Here is a 20,204-nt window from a genome sequence, read left to right as displayed (position 1 = left end):
TGTCGAAAACGCGAGGCATGATGGGAGACCGATCAGGCATCACGCCCATCATCGGCTGAGGTCGCTTGAGCCGCCAGGAACTCGCGAATGACCTCGTTGACTCGTGCCGGCTGCTCCAGCGCCGAGAGGTGGCCGGCGCCGGGGATGATCTCGAGGCTCGAGCCAGGCAGCCGCTCGTGAATTCGCTGCGAGAACGGCACCGGCAGCGAGCGGTCTTCCTCGCCCACGATGACCAGCGACGGCACCTCGATCTCGGCCAGGCGTTCGAGCAGCGAGTCGCGCTTGATCAAGGCGTCGAGGCCCAGCAGCGCCGAGGGCACGTGGATGTCGGCGAAGCGCTGCTTCCACTCATCCACCAGAGCGGGATTCTCGCGTCGGGTGGTGGCGGCGAACATCAGCCGCGCCACCGAGGGCAACAGCGGGCGAAGGCCGAAGCGGCGGGCGCAGGCGCCCATGGCGCGGTACTTGAGTTTATGGGCGAGGGTCTCCGGTCCCGCGTCGGTGTCGAACAGGATCAGCCCGGCCACCCGCTCGGGGTGTTCCAGCGCGGCGCGCAGCGCCACCATGCCGCCGATGGAGAGCCCGCACCATACGGCTTGCTGGATGCCGAGCTCATCCAGCACCGCGATCACATCGGCCACGGCGTCGTAGAGCGTGAACGGTTCGTCGAGCTGGCTCGAGCGGCCGTGGCCGCGGAAGTCGACGTTGACGACCCGATAGTCGCCGGCCAGGGCGGGCAGCTGCTCGCGCCACATCTCGCCGGAGCACAGGAAGCTGTGCCCGAGCACGATGGGCAGGCGCTGACTCTGCTCGCCGCCCCCCTCGCGGCCATGCTCGCCACCGTGCTCCTCGAAGGCGATGGTGACGCCGCGATGCTCGACCTGGGGCATGAGAATTCCTTATGTAGCAGGCGTTAACATGATGAATAGCGACAGCATACCAAAAGCCCCGAACACCTGATGTCATCAGGGGCTCGGGGACTGGGGGATGGCAGAGTGGTGATTAGGGAGTGGCAAGTGCGTGGGGCCGGGCGTCGGTTGCCCTCGGCCCTGTCCACGGCCGCTGGGTCACTCACGGCCGAGAACACTGGCTTCGACGGCACGCCCCTTCTCCGCGCCGCCCAGCCGGGTCAGGCCGTTCGGCGCGGCGATGCGGAAGAAACGCTCCACCACCTCGGCCGGGGCCGGTCGGGTCGCCAGCGACACCGCCACGAACACCGGCAGGTTGAGCATCAGCCCCCAGAAGCCGGCGTGGATGCCCAGCGGGTGCTTCCACAGGGTGGTGAAGGCCACGGTCACCAGGAAGCCGCTGACGATGCCCGCCATCACGCCCCACTTCGAGGCCCGCGGCCACAGGAACATGCCGATGAAGGCCGGCAGCACCTGGGTGGCGAAGCCCAGCCCCACCAGCAGGATCATCACCAGGCTGCCGGGCTCGGCGATCGCCAGCGGCGCGATCACCAGCGCCATCAGCGGCAGAATCATCCAGCGCGCCAGCTTGCCGGTGAACGCCTCGGACAGCCCCAGCAGCGGCTGCGCCACGTCCTTGCTCCAGGACAGCGCCACCGAGTGGATGAACGGCTCGCTGGAGGACATCGACGCCGCCAGGGTGCCGGCGCCGAGCAGCCCCACCAGCCACACCGGCAGGAACTGCATGGCATATTCGAGCACCACGGTGTCGCTGCGCGCCAGGTCGGGCAGCGCGAAGATGCCGATGAAGCCCACCACCACCATCGGCAGGATCACCACGTAGTAGGTCGGCAGCCAGGTGGCGCTGCGGCGGATGGTGCGCGCCGACGAGGCGCTCATCCACTGGGTCCACACCGGCGGCATGAAGGAGAACATCGAGACGATGATCGAGGTGGTCCAGAAGCTGAAACTCATGTCGCCGCCACCGCCGGGCAGGGTCAGGAAGTCGCCGTGCTCGGCCAGCAGGCGCGAGAACAGCGCGCCGACGTCGAGCCCGCCGGTGGCGCTGTGCAGGGCCCACAGCCCCACCGCCCAGGCCACCGCCAGCATCAGCACGCCCTGGAAGGCGTTGGTGCGGCCGATGGCGCGCTGGCCGCTGACGAACAGGTAGACGGCGATGCAGGCCAGCACCAGCGGCACCGCCAGCCACACCGGAATCGCCCCGCCGCTCATCACGTTGAGGATGTAGGCCGAGCCGATGGTCTGCAGCACCGCGTAGGCGATCGAGCCGATCGACATCACCAGCGCCGCCAGCGCCCCCAGCAGCGGGCTCTGGTAGCGGTCGGCGATGGCGCTGGCCTGGGTGACATGGCCGAAGCGCTCGCCGAACTGCCAGACCTTGGGCCCGAAGTACCAGGCCACCAGCGCCAGGTAGGCCAGATAGACGGCGACGTAGAACACCGGCACGCCCTTGGCATAGGCCCAGCCCGGCGCGCCCATGAAGGTGTAGGCGCTGACGCTGCCGGCGGCGATCAGCAGGTACAGCGTCACCGGGCCCATGCTGCGCCCGGCCACGCCCCACTCCTCGAGGCTGTTCATGCGTCGCCCGCCCCGGGCGCGCAGGCCGATGACCATGGCAATGGCCACGTAGGCCAGGGTGATGAGAAGCGGCCAGGGGCTAGTCATGCGGCTTCTCCTGGCGCTCGAGCACGCGGTTGGCGACCAGCATCACGGCGAAGCAGGCGAAGATGATCACGTAGCTCCACACCACCAGCAGCGGCAGGCCCAGCACCAGCACGGCGCGATTCACCCAGCCGATCACCGGCCAGATCCCCCCCGCCACCAGGGCGACGAAGGCGATGAGCAGCCCCCAGCCGGCACGGCTGGTGGGCAGAACGACGAGACGAGACGACATGTCGAGGACTCTCCCATGATGACCCGATGCCCATGAAAACGAATGACGTGATGGGCAATACAAGAACGATGGAGGCGGACCTTACTGCGCCTCGGGGGGGGAAGGCCAGCGCGGCGCGAGCGCCAGGCGGGTCTCCAGCACCTTGCCCAGCTTGAGCACGAAGTGGTCCGCCAGTCGCGGGCCGATCAGCTGCACGCCGAGCGGCATGCCGTCGCGGGAAAAACCGGCGTTGAGCGACAGCGCCGGCTGCTCGCCCATGTTCCACGGCACGGTGTAGACGATGTGCTCGAAGGGGCGGCGCGGGTCGTTGGTGGGCGACGGCCAGTCCGCGGGGAAGGCGACGTTGGGCGTGGTCGGGGAGATCACCGCGTCGACGTCGTCGAACACCGCCTCGGTAGCGCGACGCATGGCCAGGGTCTGCTCGAAGCCGCGCACCGCCTCGCTGCCGCCGATCCGCCCGCCGTCGTCGGCCCAGGCCAGAATCGCCGGCAGCACCCGCTCGCGCTCCTGCGGCGTCAGCGCCGACAGCGCATTCCACTGACGCACCCGCCAGAAGTGATCCAGGCCGTCGAGCATCTCGCGCGTCATCACCGGCGCCAGCGGCACCAGGGTGGCCCCGGCGGCCTCGAGTCGGATGGCGGCAGCGTCCACGGCGGCGACGATCTCGTCGTCTAGCGGCAGGCCGCAGCCGGCCTCCATCATCACGCCGACACGCAGCCCCGACACGTCCAGCGCGAGGTCGGTCCAGTCGATCGTCTCCGGCGGCAGACGCGTGGCATCACGGCGGTCGGTGCGCGACAGCGCCGTCATCATCAGCGCGGCGTCGTCGACGCTGCGGGTCATCGGGCCGGCACAGCGCCCCACGTAATAAGGATCGATGGGAATCCGCCCCAGCGTCGGCTTGAAGCCGACGACGCCGCACCAGGCGGCGGGCAGTCGCACCGAGCCGCCGATGTCGGTGCCCAGGTGCAGCGGGCCGTAGCCGGCGGCGGCCGCCGCCCCGGCGCCTGAACTGGAGCCCCCGGTATTGCACTCGAGCCGCCAGGGATTGCGGGTCAGGCCATGGAACGAGGACAGTCCCGAGGACAGCATGCCAAAGTCCGGGCAGGTGGTCTTGCCCAGCAGTGGCGCACCGTCTTCCTCGAGACGCGCCGCCGCCGGTGCGTCCTCTTCGGCCGGCACCTGTTCGCCAAGCCCGGTGCCGCCCGGCACTGGCTGGCCGCGAGTGGCGATCAACTCCTTGAGGGTCACGGGCACGCCGTCCAGCGTGCCGCGCGGCTCGCCACGCGCCCAGCGCTCGCTGGCGGCCTTCGCCGACGCCAGGAACGCCTGCGGCCGGAAATCGTAGAGCGCATTGAGGTGTGGCTCCCAGCGCTCGACGTGCTGCACCACGGCCTCGGCGGCATCCAGCGGCGACAGGCGCTTGTCACGGTAGGCGGCCAGCAGCTGAGTGGCGGTCATCAGGTGGGGATCGGTCATAAGGGCGTCCATCGGTGTTGTTGTCATTGTTGCGAACATCAGGGTTGCAAACATCATTGATGTCGTGGATGCCCTCAGCTTGGTGCCAGGTAGCGTCATCGGCTAGCACAAAGAAGGCGCCAGGGCGTCCACTTTTTGTGTGCACCCTGCCCGACGTTTTGACCGGCCAGCGCCCTCGTCGGCCCGCCTCTCCGGTCAGTCCTGCTAACCCAGGTCCTGCAGCGCCGACGCCAGCAGCCCCAGGCAGGCCTCGCTGGCAAAGCTGCGCGGGCGATGCCGATGCACGCACAGGTCGAGCCGGGTGGGCGGCAACTCGCCCGGCGCCAGCGGCACGCTGACCAGCTGCCCGTCGCGGCACTCGCGGGCCACCGCCATCGGCGGCAGGATCAGCAGCGCGGCGCCGGCCATGGCCAGCGCCTTCTGGGTCTCCAGCGAGGCAGCGTGGAAGGTCGGCGTCAGGGTGACGCCACGCTCGCGGGCCGCCGCATCCAGCGCCTGGCGCACGCCGTAGTGCTCGTCGGGAAGCGCCAGAGGATGCTCGGCGAGCTCGGCCAGGATCAGTTCACCCGCCTCGGCCAGCGGATGGCCCGGCGCCATCACCGCGTGATGTTCCAGGCGGCCGCTGGCGAGGGGCTGGATATCGTCGTGGCGTGGCATGAAGAAGGTCAGGCCGATATCGGCATCGCCGCTGCGCAGCGCCTCGACGATGCCGCCGGCGCTGGCGATCTGGATATCGAAGCGCAGCCGTGGATGACGCTCGTTCAGCTCCGCCAGAACCGGCGCCAGCAGTCCGGCGACCACGCCCTCGGCCACCCGCAGGCTGACCCGGCCGGTGCGCAGCCCCTTGAGATCGCCGATCTGTTCCTGGACGCGTTCCAGATCGCGCAGGGTACGCCGGGCCTGCACCGCCAGCAGCTCCCCGGCGGACGTCAGGCGAATGCCGCCGGGGCCGCGCTCGAGCAGCGGCGCCCCGAGCTGGTGCTCGAGCAGATCGATCTGGCGGCTGATCGCGGTGGGCGCGATATGCAGCCGTGCCGCGGCTTCGCGCAGCGAGCGGCAGCGGGCGACCGTGTCGAAGTAGTGCAGCGCTCGCCAGTGCATGGCTCAGGCCCGCTGCGGGAGGGCATCAGACGACAGCGTACGCCGCATGATGGTCACGGCCTCGCCGTGGTACTCGCGCTCCTCCACGTCTTCCCAGCCCAGGCGCCGATAGAGAGACTGCTGATCCGGCGTATAGAGATAGAACAGCGCGTGGCCCTGGGCCTGGGCCTCCTGCTCCACGCGGCGCACCAGCTGCGAGGCGATGCCGCGCCCGCGCCATTCGGGCAGCACATAGACCGACGCCAGCCAGGGCGTCAGATCGCGGCGGTCGCTCATGTCGTCGACCACCAGGCTGGCCATGCCCACCGGCCGCTCGCCGTCCATGGCGGCGAACACCGACGGCACGCCTTCGCTGCCACAGTCGGCGCGGAAGGCGGCGATGGCCGCAGCGAGGCTGCGACCGGGATGCAAGTGGCCCCACTCGGCATGGGCCCAGCCGGCCAGGGTGGCGACGTGGGGCGAATGAACGGTGATGCGGGCGAGCGGCAGGCCTGAAACCATGGCGAAAAGCGTCCTTGGGCGAGATGCATGGGGCGAAACCGCCCAGTATCCCGATTCTCATGTCGCCTCGCCAGACGCATCGCCCAGAGGCCGGCGACTCGGCTAGACTCGACGTCTGGCCAACAAGGAAGCGGTCCATGTCCACCACGCTCGAACAACGCGCCCTCAAGCGCTCCATCATGATGACCCTGCTCGTCTCGAGCCTGGGCATCGCCTTCGGCCTCATGGCCGGCTCACGCTCGATTCTCTTCGACGGCGTCTTCTCGACCATCGACGCGGCCATGTCGGCCCTGGCGCTGGTGGTGACGCGGCTGATCGCCCGCGAGGTGAGCCAGCGCTTCCAGCACGGCTACTGGCACCTGGAACCGCTGGCCGCGGCGCTCAACGGCGCCATCTTGATGCTGCTGTGCTTCTATGCGTTCCTGAATGCCGTGCAGGGATTGATGTCGGGCGGCCACGAACTGGCCTTCGGCGTGGCCATCGTCTATGCCGTGATCGTCGCCGCGGCGTGCTTCACCATGTTCGCCTACCAGCGCCGGCTCAACCGCGACGCCGACTCGGAGTTCGTGCGCATCGACATGCAGGGCTGGCTGATGGCAGGCCTGATCACCGGCGCGCTGCTGGTGGCCTTCGCCATCGCCCTGATTCTCCAACAGACCCGCTACGCCGGCTTCACGCCCTACGTGGACTCGCTGCTGCTGGCGGTCCTGACCCTGGGCTTCATGCCGGTGCCGCTCGGCATCGTGCGCCGCGCCATGAAGGAGGTGTTCCTGATCGCGCCGAGCGCGGTCGACCGCGAGGTGCACGCCGCCATGGCGCCGGTGATGGAGCAGGACGGCCTGCTGGAGTACAGCAGCCACGTGGCCAAGGCCGGCCGCGGTCACTTCATCGAGATCCACATCGTCACCCGGCCCGACTTCGCCGCCGAGCGCGGCGTGGCCGAGCTCGACGAGATCCGCGCGGCCATCGCCTCGGGCCTGAGCATTCCCGCCGAGCATCGCTGGTTCACGGTGTCCTTCACCGCCGATCCGGCCTGGACCTGACACCGCACCCACGCCGCTCGCCGACGCCGCCTATCAGCCGCCGTCGGCGGCCCGCTCCAGGTCGGCGATGACGAACTTCTCCATCTGCATCATCGCCTCCATGGCGCGCCGGGCCCGGCCGGGATCGGGGTCGCCCATCAGCTCGTGCATGCGCACGGGTACCACCTGCCAGCGCAGCCCCCAGCGATCCTGGAGCCAGCCGCACTGGATGGGGCTGCCGCCCTCGCTCAGCGCCTCCCAGTAGTAGTCCACCTCGGCCTGGTCGGCGCAGTCGATGTGCAACGAGATCGCCTCGGTGAAGGGCATGCCGGGCCCTCCGTTCATGGCCAGGTAACGCGCCCCGTCGAGGACGAACTCCACCAGCAGCACCTCGCCGGCCGACACGCTCGGGGTGTCGACCGGCGAAGGCACCACCCGCTCGATGCGGGAAGCGGGGAAGACCGAGACGTAGAAGCGGGCCGCCGCTTCCGCCTCGCCATCGAACCACAGGAAGGGGGTAATACGGTTCATGGCGCTACTACTCCTCGATCACCATTTCGAAGCCACCATAAATCAGCCGCTTGCCGTCGAAGGGCATGGGATTGGCCTCCGGCGACAGGCGTGGATCCTCCATGATCCGGGCCATGGCCTGGTCGCGCACTTCTCGAGACGGCCACACCAGCCAGGAAAAGACCACGCTCTCGTCGGGCCTGCGCTGCACCGCCATGGTGAAGGACGTCAGCTCGCCTTCCGGGACGTCGTCGCCCCAGCATTCCACCACCTTGAGCGCCCCATATTCCTTGAACACCGCCGCCGCCTTGCGCGCATGCTCGATGAAGGCCTGCCGGTTGGCGGTGGGCACGGCGGCCACGAAACCATCCACATAGTTCATGAGGGATCTCCCGTCTCGTCTTTGGGGGGCAGCTCGCGCACCGGGCGCACCTCGATGGTGCCCAGCCGCGCCGGGGGAATGCCCCCAGCCAGCCGCAGCGCCTCGTTGAGGTCGCGGGCCTCGAGCAGATAGAAGCCGGCCAGCTGCTCCTTGGTCTCGGCGAAGGGTCCGTCCGATACCAGCGTCTCACCGTCGCGCCGGCGCACGCTGGTGGCGCTTTCCACCGGCTGCAACGCCCGGCCGGTGATGAAATGGCCCTGCTCGGTGAGGCGCTCGACGCAGCCCAGACATTCCTGGTTGAGGTCGTGCCAGTCGCGCTCGGACATGGCCTCGATCAACCGCTCCTGGTAGTACACCAAAGCGACGTATTGCATGCCTTCCTCCTGGTGTCGTCGACACGGTGGGATGATGGACGCCGTGGGATCACGGACACTGCTCGCCGGGCGTGGCGACCATCCACTGCACGCCGAAGCGATCGGTGGCCATGCCGAAGCCCTTGGCCCAGAAGGTGGCCTCGAAGGGCATCTGCACCTGGCCGCCATCGGCCAGGTGCTGGAACACCTCCGCCGCCTGGTCGACGTCCTCGTAGTCGAGGAACAGCTGGACCCCCTGGGGCGCCCGGTAGCAGTCGCCCTGCATGTCGGCGCCCATCAGTCGATGGCCGCGGACATTGAGCGAGGCGTGGGCGATCCGGTCGTGCCATTCGGTCGGCACCTCCGCGGCCGCCGGGGTCTCGCCGAAGGTCAGCATCGCCTCCAGGTGGCCGCCGGTGACCTCGGCGTAGAAGGCCATCGCCTCGCGGCAATTGCCCGCGAAGGCGAGGTGCACCTGCAGCCCCCGGGGCAGCCTGGCCTGGGCGACGTGCCGCTCCAGCCCGGCACCGGGCTCGAAGTCCTGCAGGGTGAAGTAGCGGCGCAGCTCCAGGGTGACGTGCCCCTCGCCGTCCTCCCGCGGCCAGTCCTTGGCCCACTCGATGGCCTCCTCCAGGGAATCGGCCTCGATCACGCTGTAGCCCGCCAGCAGCTCCTCGGTGGCCGCGAAGGGTCCCTGGACGATGTGCGGCTCGCCGCCGCGAAAGGCGATCCGGCAGCCTTCCCGGCTGGGTCGCAGGCCGTCGCCGGTGACGAAGACCCCGGCGCGGATCATGCGCTCGTTGTAGTCGCCCATGGCCTGCAGCAGTTCCTGGCTGGGCAGCACGCCCTCTTCGGTGGCCGCGTCGGCCTTGCGCATCAGCATGTATCGCATGACATCGCTCTCCTGGGGGATGGTAATCATGAGTCGTGCGGCGCCGCCCAGAATCGACAGCTCGGAAAAATTTTTTTCGCTTCAGCCGTCGGCGCGTCCCAGCGCCGCCAGGCGGCGGGACAGGAAGCGCCGCTCGGGTTCCTGCACGGTCAGCGCCAGGGCCCGCTCGTAGGCATGGCAAGCCGCCTCGCGGTGACCGGCACGTCGATGCAGATCGGCGCGGGCGGCGTGGAACAGGTGGTAGTCGTCGAGCCGATGACGCTCGGCCAGGGCGTCGAGCAGGGCCAGCCCCGCATCCGGGGAATCGCGCATGGCCATGGCCACGGCCCGATTCAGCTCGATCACCGGCGAAGGCTGGACCCGCAGCAGGGTCTCGTAGAGCCGCACGATCCGATCCCAGTCGGTGGCCTCGGCGCTGGGCGCCTCGGCATGCACAGCGGCGATGGAAGCCTGCAGGGTATAGGCACCGACAGGCGTCAGCGCCAGGGCACGCGCCAGCCAGGCCAGGCCGATCTCGATCTGCCGGCCATCCCAGCGACGGCGATCCTGCTCCTCCAGCGGCACCAGCTCCCCGAGGGCATCCTGGCGCGCCTCGCGGCGGGCGTGATGGAGACGCATCAAGGCCAGCAGCCCGAACACCTCCCCCCACGGCAACAGGCCGGCCAACGCCTCGCCCAGGCGGATCGCCTCTTCGCACAGGTGCACGTCGACGACGCGCTCGCCGTCGCTGCACGAATAGCCCTCGTTGAAGATCAGGTAGATCACCCCCAGCACGTCGGACAACCGTGCCGGCAGGTCGGACGCCTCGGGCACTTCATAGGGAATGCCGGCAGTGCGCAGCCGGCGCTTGGCACGAACGATGCGCTGGGCCAGCGCGGCGGGCCGCTGCAGCAGTGCGCTGGCCACCTGCTCGGTGGTCAGCCCCGCCATCTCACGCAGGGTCAGCGCCAGGCGGTCCGGCATCGACAGGGCGGGATGGCAGCAGATGAACAGCAGCCGCAGGAGATCGTCCTCGATGACGCGGGCTTCCTCGGCTGCGTCATTGTCGGGTATCAGCAGGTGGGCATGCTGGCGGGCCGTCTGGCGGCGCCGTATCTGATCGATACCGCGGCGATGGCCCACCCGGATCAGCCAGGCCACCGGCGCATCGGGCACGCCCTCCTGCGGCCAGCGGGATACCGCCGCGGCGAAGGCGTCATGCGTGGCCTCCTCGGCGACATCGAAGTCGCCGAGGCGGCGAATCAGCGTCGCCAGCACGCGCGGGGCGTGCCGGCGATAGAGTGAGGCGAGGAAGACAGGGTCCGGCATGGCGGGTCGGCTCCGGGCGCCGCGGCGGGAGTGACGCGCTCGACGTCAGCCACCAGCATAGCCGCCATCATGCCGAGAGGCGCGGGCAGCCCCGGCCCTCAGCCGAGAATGAACACCACGCAGCCGGCGGTCAGCGCGCCCATGGTGCCGTTGAACGCCCGCCAGGCGCGCGGCCCCTTGAGCCAGCGGCCGATGGCCATGCCGAAACCGGCCCAAAGCGAGATGCAGGGAAAGGCGATCAACTCGGAGACCCCGGCCAGCAGCAGCGCATTGATGACGGTGTTGCCGTCCTCGGGCAGGAAGCTGGCCATCAGCGTCAGGCCCATCACCCAGGCCTTGGGATTGGCGAACTGGAAGGCCGCGGCCTGCCAGAAGCTCAGCGGGCGCCCCTCGGCATTGTCGAAGCTGGGCGGCGGCGCGGTGGCGATGCCCCAGGCCAGGTACAGCAGGTAGAGGCTGCCGATCACGCGCAGCGCCGTCTGCACCACCGGAAAGCGCTCGAACACCAGCCCCAGGCCCAGCGCCACCGCCGAGAAAAGCAGGAAACAGCCGCCCATGATGCCGAGCAGGTGCGGCAGGGTGCGCCGATAGCCGTAGTTGGCGCCGGAGGCGGTGAGCATCACGTTGTTGGGACCCGGCGTGATGGTCATGGAGATCATGAACAGGGCGGCGGGCCCCAGGGCGGCGAGCGTGTCCATCCTAATTGTACCCCTACAATTTTGGTGATCAGGTGTTTTATTGCCGGCTTTTCTGAGCATAATGGGCACAATAATGGCGTCAAAGGTTTTATTGTCACCATGACAATCTGGACTCCGACACTCACCGACGGCGGCCCCCGCTACCGGCGCATCGCCGAGGCCATGGTCGCGGCCATCGGCTCGGGCGAGCTGGCCCCCGGTGACAAGCTGCCGCCCCAGCGCCAGCTGGCCGACCGCCTCGGCGTCACCGTCGGCACCGTCACTCGGGCCTATGCCGAGGCCCAGCGTCAGGGCTGGGTGGCATCCCGGGTCGGCAGCGGCACCTATGTGTGCTCGCCCGAACAGGAGGCGCCGACCAGCTTTCGTGCCGGCCAGCCCGTCGACCAGGGCGTGATCGACATGGGCATGAGCCTGCCGCCGCCCCACCCGCTGCGCGTCCGAGGCCTGCAGCGCGCGCTGGAGGACATCGCCGCCTCGCCCGAAGCACTGCGGGCCGTCGGCGAGTATCAGCCCGAGACCGGCAACGAGGCCCATCGTGCCCGCATCGCCGCCTGGCAGGGCCGCCTCGGCCTGCCCGACGATCCCGAACGCCTGGTGATCACCCAGGGCGGCCAGCACGGCATCCAGCTGGCCTTGCAGGCCGTGGCCCAGCCCGGCGACCCAGTGGCCGGCGACGCCCTCACCTACCCCGGCTTCCTCCACGCCGCCCAGCAGGCCCATCTGCGCCCGCTGGCGGTGCCGATGGACGCCGACGGCATGGACATGGACGCCCTGACCCGACTGTGCGCGCGGCAGCCGCCACGCCTGATCTACACCACGCCGGACCTCAACAATCCGACCGGCGCCAGGCTCGACGAGGCGCGCCGCGAACGCCTGGTCGCCCTGGCCCGGGAGCACGATATCTGGCTGATCGAGGATGGCGTGCAGTACCTCCCCGAGGCCCAGCGCGGCACGCCCCTGGTCACCCTGGCCCCGGAGCGCACCCTGCACATCTTCAGCACCTCCAAGGTGCTGGCCGGCGGGCTGCGCATCGGCAGCCTCACGCTGCCCGAACGCCTGCGGGAGCGGGTCGGCACGGCGATCCGCGCCCAGAGCTGGATGGTACCGCCGCTGATGGCGGAAGCCGCCTGCCGCTGGATGGAGGACCCGGACAGCCGCGAGCTGCTGCGCTGGCAGGTCGAGGAGCTTGCCGCTCGCCGCTCGCTGGCCCTGGAGCGCCTGGCCGCCTACGGCCCGATGAGCCGCGAGGGCTCGTCGCTGGTCTGGCTGCCGCTGCCGGCCGGGCGTCGCAGCAGCGAGGTACAGGCGCTGCTCAAGCGGCGCGGAGTCAAGGTCTCGACGCCCGAGCCGTTCTGCCTCGGCAGCGAGCCGGCGCCCCAGGCGCTGCGGCTGTGCCTGGGGCCGGCCGCCAACCGCCAGGCGCTGGAAGAGGCCCTCACGATCATCGACGACACGCTGGCGGAGGCCCCGACCTCTCCCTGGCAGACGCTATGAACGTTCTGCCCGGGTTGTAGGCCGGCGGGCGTCTGGACAGGCCTCGATGCACGATCGAGGTGAATAGCGCCTCCAAAAGCACTCTTACAGTGCAAAACCGACAGAAATGACGATGCATGCCCATCTTCAGTGCTTGAAAGTCGCTGCCCTGGCACACAATGCGCCATGATGGAACGCGGCTTGCATCTCTCTTGCGACTCCCGTCCTCCCCCCATGCATCAAGAGAGATCATTCCCGTGGATATCACGAGTGCTGTCGAGACTCTGACCCAGAGCGCCAACACGCTCTTCCTGCTGATCGGCGCCATCATGGTGCTGGCCATGCATGCCGGCTTCGCCTTCCTCGAGGTCGGCACGGTGCGCCACAAGAACCAGGTCAACGCCCTGGTCAAGATCATGACCGACTTCGGCGTCTCGGCGCTGGTCTACTTCTTCGTCGGCTACCACATCGCCTACGGCACCCACTTCTTTCACAGCGCCGAGGCGCTGACCGTCGGCAACGGCTACGCCCTGGTGAAGTTCTTCTTCCTGATGACCTTCGCCGCGGCGATTCCGGCCATCATTTCCGGCGGCATCGCCGAGCGGGCCCGCTTCTACCCGATGCTGATCGCCGCCGCGGTGATCGTCGGCGTGGTCTATCCCTTCTTCGAGGGCATCGTCTGGAACGGCAACCTCGGCCTGCAGGACTGGCTGGCCGCAACCTTCGGCGCCGGCTTCCACGACTTCGCCGGTTCGGTGGTGGTGCACGCCTTCGGCGGCTGGGTGGCGCTGGTGGCGCTGCTGCTGCTCGGCGCCCGCCGCGGCCGCTACCGCGGCGGCAAGGTGGTGGCCTTCGCGCCCTCCAACATTCCCTTCCTGTCGCTGGGCGCCTGGATCCTGACCATCGGCTGGTTCGGCTTCAACGTGATGTCGGCCCAGACGCTGGACGGCATCAGCGGCCTGGTGGCGGTCAACAGCCTGATGGCCATGGTCGGCGGCATCCTGGTGTCCATGGTGCTGGGCAGGAAGGACCCGGGCTTCATCCATAACGGCCCGCTCGCCGGCCTGGTGGCGGTGTGCGCCGGCTCCGACCTGATGCACCCCATCGGTGCACTGATCACCGGCGGCGTGGCCGGGGCACTGTTCGTGGTGCTCTTCGAGTGGGCCCAGAACCGCATCGAACGCCTCGACGACGTGCTCGGCGTATGGCCGCTGCACGGCGTGTGCGGCGTCTGGGGCGGCATCGCCGCCGGCATCTTCGGTCAGTCGTGGCTGGGCGGCCTCGGCGGCGTCAGCCTGATGGCCCAGCTGATCGGCTCGCTGGCCGGCGTGGCCGTGGCGGTGATCGGCGCCCTGGCGGTCTACGGCGTGATCGCCAGGGTGGCCGGCCTGCGCCTGAGCGAGGAAGACGAGTTCAACGGCGCCGACCTCAGCATTCACCATATCGGTGCCACCTCGATGGACTAATCCGGGCCGGAAGCATGCCAAACACGTCGCGGGGCCCGATCGGGCCCCGCGCTTCCTTCCTGCCCCCTCCAGGCCTCCTCACTCCTCACTCCTCACTCCTCACTCCTCACTCCTCGCTTCCTCGCCACTCGCTTCCTCGTCCCTGTTTCATTCCTCCAGCGTCTCGCCGGAGCCGCCGAGCTCCGCCGGCACGTCCTTCATCTTGGGCAGCCCGTCGGGGATGCGCAGCACCGACTCCTGGTAGTGCACGTGCAGCTGAGGCACGAAGTCCAGATCGGGCAGCAGCGCCGCATAGACGTCAACCAGCCCCATGCCGGGATGCTCGGTCAACACGTGCCCGCCACAGTGGCGGCACCAGCGGCGCCGGCTGGCGGGCGTCTTCTCGAAGCTCTCCAGCGCCTCCTCGCCCCGGGTGATGCGTACCGCGTCCGGCTTCCACAGCGTGAAGGCGTTGACCGGGCCCGCCGACCAGTGCCGGCAGGATTCACAGTGGCAATAGCCCATGGCCTCCGGCTTGCCCTCGACCTCGACCTGGACGGCACCGCAGAAGCAGCCGCCCGCATGATGTTCGCTCATTGCATGGCCCTCCGATGACATCTCGCCTGGCGCCTTCAGTGTAGTGTCCTGCCGGCCGGCCCCTCCATCGACACCCTGTCCGAACGCGCGGCGAGTGGACCATCCGCGCCCCAGCGCCTACACCTTCAACATGACCCGAGCGGATACAGGGAAAGTCGAGGGCCGCGGCGCGCGGGGCGTGCTGCGCTTTCTGGGGCTGGTGGCGCTGGGCGGCGTGACCGGCGGCCTGGCGGCGCTGCTCGCCGTGGGCTTCGTCGGCGCCGTGGTGTGGCTCAACGACCTGCTGCTGGTCTCGCCGCGCGGGCGCATGATGTTCGCCCACCCCGAGTGGCTGGCCGTGGCCACGGTGCTGGTGCCGATGCTGGGCGGGTTGATCGTGGGTCAGCTGCATCGCGCCATTCCCGAGGGCCGTCCGCATACGCCCGCCGACGCCATCGCCGCCGTGCAGACCCGCCGCGGCCGCCTGCCGCCCCGCGCCGGCGTGCTGTCCGCGCTGTCCGGACTGGTGTCGCTGGGCGCCGGCGCTTCGGTGGGCCAGTACGGTCCACTGGTGCACATGGGCGCGAGCCTCGGCTCGGCGGGTGCTCGTCTGCTGCGGCTGGGCCGCTCCGAGGACAACATCACCATCGCCTGTGGCGTGGCCGCGGCCATCGCCACGGCCTTCAATGCGCCGTTGGCCGGCATCGTCTTCGCCCATGAGGTGGTGCTGCGCCACTACGCCCTGCGCGCCTTCGCCCCGGTGGCGGCCGCTGCCCTGGTCGGCCACGTGATCGCCGCCGAGGTGCTCGACCGTGGCGCCCTCTTCCACGTGGTCGAGCTCGCCATTCCCCGCCCCTGGGAGTTCGCCGTATTCCTCGCCATCGGCGGACTCGGGGCACTGGTGGCCGGCGGCTACATGCACGCCATCCTCGGTGTGGCCCGGCTGGCGCGGCGCCTGCCGGTGGCCGCGCCGCTGCGTCCGGCACTGGCCGGGGCGCTGCTCGGCGTGACCGCGCTGTGGGTGCCCGACATCCTCGGCATGGGCCAGGAGACACTGCGCTTCGCCACCATCGCCGGCGCCTTCGGCGGCGCGGAACTGGCGCTGGTGATGGCGCTCAAGCTGGCCGCCACGGCGCTGTGCCTGGGGATGGGCTTCGGCGGCGGGGTATTCAGCCCGGCGCTGGTGATCGGCACCCTGTTCGGCGCGCTGTGCGGCACCCTGGTGGGGCTGGCCGGCGGCGCCCAGGACACCTTCGTCTTCTACGCCATCTGCGGCATGGTGGCGGTCACCGCACCGGTGATCGGCGCGCCGCTGACCAGCCTGCTGATCGTCTTCGAGCTCACCGGCAGCTACGCGCTGACCACGGCGGCGCTGGCCAGCGTGACCCTGGCCAGCCCCATCGCCGCCCAGCTGTTCGGCCGTTCGCTGTTCGACATCCAGCTGGTGGCCCGAGGGCTGGATCTGTCCTCGGGCCGCGGCCGGGCGGTGCTGGAGGATGCCCGACTGGGCGATCTGCTCAGCCAAGAGGGCGTGACGCTGCGTCCCGAGACCACGGTCGCCGAGGCCATTCACACCCTGGGCCAGGCGGGCCACGGCGAGGCCTATCGGGTCGACGCCGACGGCCGCTACCGCGGCAGCCTGACGCTGGCCGACCTGGAGGTGATGCGCGAGCAGGACCGGGGCGACGCCCCGATCGCCGACTGCCCGGCCACGCCGCGCCCGGTGCTGGGGCCCGAGGCCTCGGTCTGGGTCGCCATGCGCCAGCTGCAGGAGATGACCGGCGAGGCCATCGCCGTGGTCGACGAGGACGACACCTTCCATGGCGTGGTCTATGAATCGAGCATCGCCCGCGCCTTCCTGCGCTACAGCGACGAGCTGAGAAAGGAGGAGCACGGTGCAGGCTAGGCGAATACTGGCCGCGATGGCGCTGCTGTCGGGCCTCATCACTGGCGTAATGGCGCCGGGTCAGACGGGCAAGGCGAGCCCTCCGACCGGCACCGGGCCGCTGACGGTGCTGAGCTGGGGCGGTGCCTACGAGCGCGCCCAGCAACAAGCGCTGTTCGCCCCCTTCACCGCGGCCACCGGCATCCCGGTCGCGGTCGAACGCTACGACGGCGGGCTGGCGGCGCTGCGACGCGCGGTGGCCGAGCGGGATGTGCCCTGGGACGTGCTCGACATGACCCGCAGCGAGGCCATGGCGGCCTGCGACGCGGGCCTGCTCGAGCCGCTGCCAGACGACCTTGCCGCCCCGGCGCCGGACGGCACGCCCGCCCGCCGCGACTTCATCGACGGCGCCTTCGGCGACTGCAGCCTGACCCACTCGGTGTTCGCCACCGTGGTCGCCTACCGCACCGACGCCTTTCCCGGCCGCCGCCCCACCGAGATCGCCGACCTCTTCGACCAGCGCCGCTTCCCCGGCCCCCGGGCGCTGCAGCGCACGCCCTCGGTCAATCTCGAATGGGCCTTGCTGTCCTACGGCGTGCCACGCGAGGAGCTGTACCGGCTGCTCAGCACCCGCCGCGGCCTGTCGCTGGCCTTCGCCCGGCTGGCAGGGATCGAGGACCTGCGCTGGTGGGAGGCCGGCAGCACGCCGGTCGAGCTGCTGCTCGACGGCGAGGTGACCATGGCCTCGGGCTACAACGGCCGCTTCTTCGATGCCATGGTCAACCGCGACGCGCCGATCGCCATCCTCTGGGACGGCCAGGTTCAGGAGCACGAGGTGTGGGCGATGCCGCGCCACGCCAGACACGCCGAGGCGGCACGGCGCTTCATCCGCTTCGCCACCGCCAGCGAGCGCCAGGCGGTGCTGACCCGCTTCATTCCCTACGGCCCGTCGCGCCGCAGCGCCATGGAAGGCGTCACCACCCACGCCGGCAGCGGCATCGACATGCGCCTGCACCTGCCCACCCATCCGCTCAACGCCGCCGGTGCGGTGACCAAGGACGAGGCCTGGTACGCGCGGACGCGCGAGCGCATCGGCGAGCTCTTTCGCGCGACCTTCGGCGACGCAGACCATACGCCCTGAGGCGCCCCTCCCGGCAAGATCACGTCGCCCATTCGACGACCAACATTCGCCTAAAGTTGTATTCACCACGGCCGATAGCTCTCGCTCACGACGTCATACAACAATCCTCTCCAACGACGTTCTCCCCGACCTTCCACGTTTTTCTGCAGGGAAAGAGTGATCCCATGACGAGTCTGAACACGAGCGCTCGCCTCGCGACGAGCCAGGCCCCCACGGTCTCGAGGCGCGCAGACGCGGCGGCACCGCGCCCCCGCTGGTCCCTCAAGCGCAAGCTGTGGCTGACGCTGGGGATGATGTGGCTGGTGATGATCGGCATCGTCGTCAGCATGGCCTGGGAAGGCCGCGACACCATGATCGAGGAACGCCAGCACTCGCTGTCCAACACCATCGGCATGGTGCACACCCTGCTCGAGGGCTATGCCAAACGCGTCGAGAACGGCGAGCTGAACGAAGCCGATGCCCAGGCGCGAGCCACCGAGGCTCTGGATGCGATTCGCTTCGGCGACAGGCGTGACAACTACGTCTTCGTGTTCGACGACGACGCCCGCCTGATCTATCACCCGCGCCGCGACGCCGGCACCGACATGTCGTCCTACACGGACCCCAACGGGGTCGCGGTCTACCGCGAGCTGGCAACGATCGCCCAGAACGGCAGCGGCTATCTGCCTTATGCCTCGCGCGACGCCAGCAGCGATGCCCTGTTTCCCAAGCTGAGCTACGTCGAGCGCTTCGCGCCCTGGGGCTGGAACCTGGCGGCCGGGGTCTACATGCAGGACATCCAGGCGGCCTTCCTCGGCAAGCTGGGGCAGTACGCCCTGGTGCTGCTGATCGCCGGCGGCCTGCTGACCGCGGCCTTCCTGGTGGTCATCCGCAGCGTCTACCGCACCCTGGGCGGCGAGCCCAGCGAGGCCGAGCGCGTGGTGGAGCGTATCGCCGAGGGCGACCTGACCCACCCCACGCCGCTGCGCGACGATGACCAGCAAAGCCTGATGTATGCCATCGAACGCATGCGACGCGAGCTCGCCGCCACCATCGCGCGCATCCGCCATGCCGGCGAAACCATCGACCAGGGCGCCAGCGAGATCGCCAGCGGCAACAACGACCTGTCCGCGCGCACCGAGCAGCAGGCCGCCTCCCTGGCGGAAACTGCCTCGAGCATGGAAGAGCTGACCGCTACCGTGCGCCAGAACGCCGACAACGCCGACCAGGCCAACCGCCTGTCCGACGAGACCACCGCCTCGGTGGCGAACGGACAGGACGTGATCGGCCGCGTGGTCACGACCATGGGCGAGATCCGCGAGAGCTCCGGCAAGGTGGCCGACATCATCTCGATGATCGACGACATCGCCTTCCAGACCAACCTGCTGGCCCTCAACGCCTCGGTGGAAGCCGCCCGAGCCGGCGAGCAGGGCCGCGGCTTCGCGGTGGTGGCCAGCGAGGTGCGCAACCTGGCCAGCCGCAGCGCCGAGGCCGCCAGCGAGATCAAGACGCTGATCGAGGGCTCGGTGAGCCATGTCAACGCCGGCGCCGAACTGGTCGATCAGGCCGATCGCGCCATGGGCGAGATCCGCACCGGCGCTCAGCGCGTCAGCGACCTGATGGCCGAGATCTCCGCCGCCTCCCAGGAGCAGTCCGCCGGCATCGAGCAGGTCAACCAGGCGGTGACCCAGATGGACCAGGTGACCCAGCAGAACGCCGCCCTGGTGCAGCAGGCGGCCGGCGCCGCCGGCTCGCTCGAGGGCCAGGCCGGCGAGCTCTACCGCGCCGTGGTCGGCTTCCGCGTGCCCGAGCAGGCCTGACGATCCGGCTGGGCGATCTATCCCCTCGGATCGCCCTTGCCTATCATGGGCGGCTGCCACCTCAAGGGAGCCGCTCATGATCTGGGACCAGCAGGACATTCGCCTCTCGCCCCGCGCTCGGGGCTTTCATCTGATCACCGACGAGATCGCCCGCGCCCTGCCGCGCCTGGCCGAGCTCGAGGTCGGCCTGTTGCACCTGCAGCTGCTGCACACCTCGGCCTCGCTGACCCTCAACGAGAACGCCGACCCGGACGTGCGCCATGACCTGGATGCCTTCCTGCGCGACCGGATTCCCGGCGATCTGCCCTACTTCAAACACACCCTGGAGGGCCCGGACGACATGCCCGCCCACGTGGCGGCCAGCCTGCTCGGCACCCAGCTGTCCGTGGCGGTGCGCGACGGCCGCCTGGCGCTCGGCACCTGGCAGGGCATCTGGTTCGGCGAACATCGCGACCACGGCGGCAGCCGGCGACTGATCGCCACCCTCAACGGCCGCGGGCGCTGAAGCGGCGCCGGGTTGACGCATATCAAGGGCGCCACCGAGGCTCGGCATTAAGCTCCAGGAAAGGGCCGGCCCGTCACGACATTCCTCCTGCCGGCCCCGCCAGGAGAGACGCCATGCCACATCGCCGCTTGCACCACACGTTGCTTGCCCTGTTGACCGCCGCGACACTCGCAAGCCCGCTCGCCCTCGCCCATGGCGGCCACGGGGCCGGCCAGGGCGGCGCTGCCGACGGCCCGGGCCGCTACGCCCCCTGCACGGGGCCCGGGATGATGAACGGCTATGGCCAGGGCATGGGGCCCGGCATGATGAAC

General features: G+C 69.7%; 21 protein-coding genes. 8 read left to right on the top strand and 13 right to left on the bottom strand.

Annotated elements, in window-relative coordinates:
• Positions 1–32: 32 nt before the first annotated feature.
• The 6 genes from MYL53_RS02000 to MYL53_RS01975 all read right to left on the bottom strand — a co-directional run bounded on the left by MYL53_RS02000 (position 33) and on the right by MYL53_RS01975 (position 5,904).
• Positions 33–890 carry an alpha/beta fold hydrolase gene (locus MYL53_RS02000; protein ID WP_247851692.1) on the bottom strand — a complete coding sequence of 286 codons (858 nt, stop codon included), beginning with the start codon at positions 888–890 and terminating at the stop codon, positions 33–35.
• 177 nt (positions 891–1,067) lie between these two features.
• Positions 1,068–2,594, bottom strand: a complete 1,527-nt coding sequence (locus MYL53_RS01995) for a sodium:solute symporter family protein (RefSeq protein WP_247851691.1) — start codon at positions 2,592–2,594, stop codon at positions 1,068–1,070.
• Positions 2,587–2,823, bottom strand: coding sequence for a hypothetical protein (locus MYL53_RS01990; protein ID WP_247851690.1), 237 nt, complete (start codon positions 2,821–2,823; stop codon positions 2,587–2,589). The genes MYL53_RS01995 and MYL53_RS01990 overlap by 8 nt, the downstream gene beginning before the upstream one ends.
• Before the next feature lie 81 nt (positions 2,824–2,904).
• A complete protein-coding gene (locus MYL53_RS01985) occupies positions 2,905–4,302 on the bottom strand; it encodes an amidase (RefSeq protein ID WP_247851688.1) in 1,398 nt (465 codons plus the stop codon).
• Between the two features lie 204 nt (positions 4,303–4,506).
• Positions 4,507–5,403 (bottom strand): LysR family transcriptional regulator, encoded by an 897-nt coding sequence (locus MYL53_RS01980; RefSeq protein ID WP_247851687.1) that lies wholly within the window; start codon positions 5,401–5,403, stop codon positions 4,507–4,509.
• 3 nt (positions 5,404–5,406) lie between these two features.
• Complete coding sequence (locus MYL53_RS01975; protein WP_247851686.1) at positions 5,407–5,904, bottom strand: GNAT family N-acetyltransferase; 498 nt, start codon at positions 5,902–5,904, stop codon at positions 5,407–5,409.
• Positions 5,905–6,041: 137 nt separating this feature from the next.
• Here MYL53_RS01975 and MYL53_RS01970 point away from each other — a divergent pair, with 137 nt between their 5' ends.
• Complete coding sequence (locus tag MYL53_RS01970) at positions 6,042–6,947, top strand: cation diffusion facilitator family transporter (protein WP_247851685.1); 906 nt, start codon at positions 6,042–6,044, stop codon at positions 6,945–6,947.
• A 33-nt stretch (positions 6,948–6,980) separates the two neighbouring features.
• Here MYL53_RS01970 and MYL53_RS01965 read toward each other — a convergent pair whose 3' ends face one another.
• From MYL53_RS01965 to MYL53_RS01940, 6 genes are all read right to left on the bottom strand, one after another.
• Positions 6,981–7,457: a VOC family protein gene (locus MYL53_RS01965; protein WP_247851684.1), complete on the bottom strand. Its 477-nt coding sequence runs from the start codon at positions 7,455–7,457 to the stop codon at positions 6,981–6,983.
• A gap of 7 nt (positions 7,458–7,464) precedes the next feature.
• A complete protein-coding gene (locus MYL53_RS01960; RefSeq protein ID WP_247851683.1) occupies positions 7,465–7,818 on the bottom strand; it encodes a DUF1428 domain-containing protein in 354 nt (117 codons plus the stop codon).
• Positions 7,815–8,192, bottom strand: a complete 378-nt coding sequence (locus MYL53_RS01955; RefSeq protein ID WP_247851682.1) for a YciI family protein — start codon at positions 8,190–8,192, stop codon at positions 7,815–7,817. The genes MYL53_RS01960 and MYL53_RS01955 overlap by 4 nt, the downstream gene beginning before the upstream one ends.
• A gap of 49 nt (positions 8,193–8,241) precedes the next feature.
• Positions 8,242–9,063: a YciI family protein gene (locus tag MYL53_RS01950; RefSeq protein ID WP_247851681.1), complete on the bottom strand. Its 822-nt coding sequence runs from the start codon at positions 9,061–9,063 to the stop codon at positions 8,242–8,244.
• An 81-nt stretch (positions 9,064–9,144) separates the two neighbouring features.
• Complete coding sequence (locus MYL53_RS01945) at positions 9,145–10,371, bottom strand: RNA polymerase sigma factor (protein WP_247851680.1); 1,227 nt, start codon at positions 10,369–10,371, stop codon at positions 9,145–9,147.
• 98 nt (positions 10,372–10,469) lie between these two features.
• Positions 10,470–11,069 carry a LysE family translocator gene (locus tag MYL53_RS01940; protein WP_247851679.1) on the bottom strand — a complete coding sequence of 200 codons (600 nt, stop codon included), beginning with the start codon at positions 11,067–11,069 and terminating at the stop codon, positions 10,470–10,472.
• Positions 11,070–11,168: 99 nt separating this feature from the next.
• On the opposite strand from MYL53_RS01940, the gene MYL53_RS01935 reads away from it, so the two are divergent.
• Together MYL53_RS01935 and MYL53_RS01930 are read left to right on the top strand one after the other, a co-directional pair.
• Complete coding sequence (locus MYL53_RS01935) at positions 11,169–12,563, top strand: aminotransferase-like domain-containing protein (protein ID WP_247851678.1); 1,395 nt, start codon at positions 11,169–11,171, stop codon at positions 12,561–12,563.
• Positions 12,564–12,799: 236 nt separating this feature from the next.
• Positions 12,800–14,008, top strand: a complete 1,209-nt coding sequence (locus MYL53_RS01930; protein WP_247851677.1) for an ammonium transporter — start codon at positions 12,800–12,802, stop codon at positions 14,006–14,008.
• Positions 14,009–14,155: 147 nt separating this feature from the next.
• Here MYL53_RS01930 and MYL53_RS01925 read toward each other — a convergent pair whose 3' ends face one another.
• A complete protein-coding gene (locus MYL53_RS01925; RefSeq protein ID WP_247851676.1) occupies positions 14,156–14,584 on the bottom strand; it encodes a GFA family protein in 429 nt (142 codons plus the stop codon).
• A 94-nt stretch (positions 14,585–14,678) separates the two neighbouring features.
• Here MYL53_RS01925 and MYL53_RS01920 point away from each other — a divergent pair, with 94 nt between their 5' ends.
• The 5 genes from MYL53_RS01920 to MYL53_RS01900 form a co-directional block, all read left to right on the top strand.
• Positions 14,679–16,469, top strand: a complete 1,791-nt coding sequence (locus tag MYL53_RS01920) for a chloride channel protein (RefSeq protein WP_247851675.1) — start codon at positions 14,679–14,681, stop codon at positions 16,467–16,469.
• Entirely contained in the window at positions 16,459–17,589 is a 1,131-nt protein-coding gene (locus MYL53_RS01915) for an extracellular solute-binding protein (RefSeq protein ID WP_247851674.1), read from the top strand. Before MYL53_RS01920 ends, MYL53_RS01915 begins: the two co-directional genes overlap by 11 nt.
• Positions 17,590–17,753: 164 nt before the next feature.
• Entirely contained in the window at positions 17,754–19,388 is a 1,635-nt protein-coding gene (locus MYL53_RS01910; RefSeq protein ID WP_282103355.1) for a methyl-accepting chemotaxis protein, read from the top strand.
• A gap of 79 nt (positions 19,389–19,467) precedes the next feature.
• Entirely contained in the window at positions 19,468–19,893 is a 426-nt protein-coding gene (locus tag MYL53_RS01905) for a secondary thiamine-phosphate synthase enzyme YjbQ (RefSeq protein WP_247852360.1), read from the top strand.
• 113 nt (positions 19,894–20,006) lie between these two features.
• The coding region (locus MYL53_RS01900) for a hypothetical protein (protein ID WP_247851672.1) at positions 20,007–20,204 on the top strand (198 nt) is incomplete at its 3' end.

The organism is Halomonas getboli (assembly GCF_023094245.1).
Classification (GTDB): domain Bacteria; phylum Pseudomonadota; class Gammaproteobacteria; order Pseudomonadales; family Halomonadaceae; genus Halomonas; species Halomonas getboli.
Note: the sequence above shows the minus strand (reverse complement) of the source record. Positions and strands in the feature narration are given on the sequence as shown.